This window comes from Streptomyces sp. NPDC051133 (genome assembly GCF_040682635.1).
Classification (GTDB): Bacteria; Actinomycetota; Actinomycetes; order Streptomycetales; family Streptomycetaceae; genus Streptomyces.
Window position 1 is genome coordinate 1 of sequence record NZ_JBFBBK010000152.1, and the last position, 3,533, is coordinate 3,533.

Genomic DNA, 3,533 nt, shown 5'->3' on the forward strand with positions numbered 1-3,533 from the left:
GCACACCCTCGGAGGAGGTGATGTTCAGCGGGGCGAGCAGGTCTCCGGTCTCGCTGTTGCTGCCGGCCGCGTACACGACCTGGGTGTTCACCAGGCGTGCGTTGGAGCGCAGGATGAACACCCGTAGCCATTCCCGTGCCTCGATCAGCTCGTGCATAGTGCGCGGGACGCGGGGCTTGAGCCAGTCCCAGACCAGCATGATCGGGGCATTGACGAGTGGGTGCCTCCCGTCGACGAGACTCATGTAGTCGTCTTCGAACAAGGTACGGCGCTCGCCCTTGCGACCGGTGTGCTCATCGCTGGCGGACATCAGCACCGTGCCCGAGGTCGGCCACTGGCTTGCAGTCCAGTCCCGTCTCCCTGGCGATGTCCGACAGACGCGTCGCCCCAGCCTCCAACAGGCGACGAAAAAGAACCGCAGTTCCAATCAGCGATGTGGATCCAAGACCATCATGGGTACGCCGACAGCCCGGTCTGTGAACGAGATGTTCGGCGCTCTGGCAGGCAGCCAGGCATCAATCACCGGCGGGGCGAGTGGCGTGGTCCCAGGCGCGGACATGAGCGGCCGGGCAGAGCACGGCGAATGTCCTTTCTTATTGCTACCCCCTGGGCCAGTTCGGCCGCTGCACTCGCAAGGTTCCGCTTGTCATTCGTGGCACGCCGGCAGTCACCGCCGAAGACATCACCTTCGCGCAGACCTCGAAGCTAGGAAGCCTCGGGACTGTCATAAACTATTCTTCCGTTCATGGACCTGCTGCGGTCAGCGCCTTGAGCGCCCACAACACCTGATTTTTCTCGCAGCCCACCAGCTGGGTCGGGCTGACGAGTCCAAGGCCGCCCGGGCTCTTCCCTTCGCCGGAAGCCAGCGCCCCATGCAAATTGAGATCGCACCGCACGCCGCTGTGGCGACTGAAGTCCGTATGGAAGGGCAAGTTGTCGCAGGAGCAACCGGCATCTCGATCCCCGGCCGATTCTTGCGAGCGCGCAACAGCACATCTAGATTCCCTGCAGCCGCTGCAAGCAGGTGGGAGCTGCGAATTGTCCACCCCCTTTGCCCCGACCGCGCTCATAGGCGAGGCCTTCGTCGGCCAGGGCGCCAACGCCGCCCACACACACCTCGTGATCGGCCACAAGGGTGGTCCGGTCGAGACGGCCTGGGCGACGGCACTGGCCACACCCAGTAGCAGGCACGTGCCGTTCATGGCAGTCATGCGACCATCGGTGGTGGTCAAGCCGCTGGCCCGGTTCACCAACAAGGCTGCCGCCGTCGGTGAGCTACACCAACGGGCCATCTGGGGCTCGGCCCAGGTCGGCCTGGGGCTGGGAATCACGGACGCGGTGGGCAACGGCTTGATCCCAGCAAAAGAAGCCGAGGCCTACCTGATCATCGCGGCGGTCTGGGTCAACCCGGAGGTAGAGGACCTCGACGCTTCCTTCCGCAACCAGCACGCCGCCGCATACAACGCCATCCGAGGCGCGGTCAACCGCCACCCCGGCCGTCAGCAACATCCAGCGCACCGCCCAGCCAGGACCGGCCAAGCGCTTCGGTAAACCCGCCGACATACTTGCCCGATGAAGATCACCAATAACCCATGGACCTGCTGCGTCTGAACCTGGACGGTCGAACGGCGCTGTCGCCGCTCGAAGCCCAGCACAGGCTGTTCGCCTCTGCAGCGCACCAGGCGAGAGCAGCGCAATGGGCCAAACTTCAGCGCCTACCCAACCCGTCACCTCCTGCCCCTGCAATTGAGACGACTTGGCGCACGCACCCTCAGCAGTGCCACGCAGCATCTGGTGAAAGATCGATGCGCGTTACTCGCGAGACAGGTGAAAGGTCCTGTGTTTCGAGGACACCCGCGGGGCCCACCGAAAATTTTTCGCTGTTGAAACTTGGATTTCTCATCTCAGTGCGGCTCGTTCAGATCGCTGAGTCCACGACCGCATATCTTGTGCCGAGCATGGGCTGCCAGCATGTGACGACACGCGATGCCTCGGACACGCAAGTGCCCAACTGCGCTGCCTTGAGGCCTGCGACGTACTCCAGAAGGAGCCGATCGTGCGTCACCTCTCCCGCCGCAGCCTGCTGCGAGCGTCGGCACTGTTACTGGCCGGCGCCTCGCTCGGGGAAGCCCGCACCGTTACTGCGGCAGCCGCGCCTGTCGCGTCGGCACAGAGAAGTTCACCGGCTCATCGGGCAGACAACGTCCCGGAGCCGTTCGACGAGATGTACCTCGGACGCCACATACAAGGATGGCCTGTCCATGAGCACCCCCATGGCATGGCACATGCAAGCCATCACAACGGTATGGCGGTCCCGCAGGACGACAGCCCGCATCTCATCGACTTCGTCGTGCGGGTGGACGACGCTGATCTGCACACCATGCAGAACGCTGACAGCACCTGGATCAGCGTCCTTGACCACTACACAAAGCACCGCACCCCCCATGATCTCGCTCGCGCCGCCGTGCGGGAACTGAACGGCGCCTCACTCGTACCCATCGCCGCCTGACAGATAGAACGAGCATTCGACGCGAAAGGGGTTTTCCGTCATGGCCGTGCGCAAAAATCAGGCGAACTTATCAGACGAGGAGAAAAAGAACTTCGTCGATGCCGTCGTTAAGCTCAAACACCAGGGCCAATACGACGAGTTCGTCACCACGCACAACGCCTTCATCATGAGTGACACCGATGAAGGTGAACGTACGGGACATCGTTCCCCCTCGTTCCTGCCGTGGCACCGGCGCTTCCTCATACAGTTTGAACAAGCACTACAAAGCGTAAATCCTTCTGTCATGCTCCCTTACTGGGACTGGACAGTCGACAACGCAGCGGACAGCCCACTATGGTCTGACGATTTCCTCGGCGGCGACGGGCAAGGGAGCGACAGCAGAGTTACGTCAGGGCCGTTCGCTTTTAACGGCGGCAGCTGGGCCTTGAATGTGCGAGTGGACGGGAGGACGTTTCTACGGCGCGCGCTCGGCCGCGGTGGTGAGGAGCTCCCCACTCAAGCTGATGTTGACTCCGTCCTAGCCGCAGCCACATACGACGCTCCGCCATGGAACAGCGAGTCAGAGGGTTTCAGAAACTCCCTCGAAGGATGGCGCGGTGCAAATCTACACAACCGGGTCCATGTATGGGTCGGTGGGAATATGGCTACCGGCGCCTCACCCAATGACCCGGTATTCTGGCTTCATCACTGCTTCATTGACAAACTATGGGCAGACTGGCAAAGCATGCACCCCGAATCGGGATATCTACCCGACACAGCTACGCCAAACGTGGTGAGTCTCCGGGATCCGATGAAGCCCTGGAATGACGTCACACCCCAAGACGTGCTCGACCACACAAAGTTCTACACATATCAGTAGCACGAGTGGCAGGACTTCAGCCATCGCCTTCATGAGGCGGGGCATCAGCCGTATTGCCTTGTGTGGCCCTGAGCTGGGGTTTCTTGCGGATTGGGCGAGGTCTTCGGGCCTCGCCCTTTTGGGTGCCGGAGAGGGGCCGTCAGGCGGCCAGGGCACATTAAGGGC

General features: G+C 62.2%; 3 protein-coding genes and 1 pseudogene. 3 read left to right on the forward strand and 1 reads right to left on the reverse strand.

Annotated features, from left to right (window positions below; genetic code table 11):
- Positions 1-310: pseudogene (locus AB0N17_RS45640) on the reverse strand (hypothetical protein); the annotation flags it as partial.
- A 728-nt stretch (positions 311-1,038) separates the two neighbouring features.
- Here AB0N17_RS45640 and AB0N17_RS45645 point away from each other — a divergent pair.
- From AB0N17_RS45645 to AB0N17_RS45655, 3 genes are all read left to right on the forward strand, one after another.
- Complete coding sequence (locus AB0N17_RS45645; protein WP_366017581.1) at positions 1,039-1,551, forward strand: formaldehyde-activating enzyme; 513 nt, start codon at positions 1,039-1,041, stop codon at positions 1,549-1,551.
- A 505-nt stretch (positions 1,552-2,056) separates the two neighbouring features.
- Complete coding sequence (locus tag AB0N17_RS45650; protein WP_366017582.1) at positions 2,057-2,509, forward strand: tyrosinase family oxidase copper chaperone; 453 nt, start codon at positions 2,057-2,059, stop codon at positions 2,507-2,509.
- A 40-nt stretch (positions 2,510-2,549) separates the two neighbouring features.
- Entirely contained in the window at positions 2,550-3,368 is an 819-nt protein-coding gene (locus AB0N17_RS45655) for a tyrosinase family protein (protein ID WP_366017583.1), read from the forward strand.
- Positions 3,369-3,533: the final 165 nt, after the last annotated feature.

What these genes read in the sequence shown, in the direction of transcription:
- AB0N17_RS45655 (WP_366017583.1), top strand. Translation starts at nt 2,550, where the DNA reads ATGGCCGTGCGCAAAAATCAGGCGAACTTATCAGACGAGGAGAAAAAG.